This window comes from Bradyrhizobium sp. CCBAU 11361 (genome assembly GCF_028128935.1).
Taxonomy (GTDB): Bacteria; Pseudomonadota; Alphaproteobacteria; order Rhizobiales; family Xanthobacteraceae; genus Bradyrhizobium; species Bradyrhizobium niftali.
On the sequence record NZ_LBJZ01000043.1, the window covers coordinates 1 to 341 of the forward strand.

The 341-nt window shown below is 58.1% G+C and carries 1 protein-coding gene; it reads right to left on the bottom strand.

The annotated features are described in order from the left end of the window. Nucleotides 1-341: transposase (locus XI08_RS09740; protein WP_271574253.1), on the bottom strand; the 341-nt coding region annotated here is incomplete at both ends.

Sequence of the window (341 nt, forward strand, 5' to 3'; positions counted from 1 at the left end):
GCTCATGCTCCCATCGCGTAATCCGCCGTTCTGGCCCGGTCGTGCATTGCGATTTGAGCGAACAATTTTGACAGGCTGAGGTCCAGTAACGCCGCAGCATCTTGCCGTCTTCTTCGTTTGTGTAGCGATACGGCAATCGCTCCCCAGCCGGACAGCGATAGGCGTCTTCCCCTGGCAAATACGCAAAGTCCTGCTTACCGAAGCGCCCCTCGGATTTGGCGCCCGACGTCTGTGGCTTAGGCAGCGTTACTGTGATGCCAGCCTCGTGGCACGCGAGGATCTCCGGGCTGTTGAAATACCCGCGATCGGCTACAGCTTCGAGCGTTTTGGTCTTTAGTACG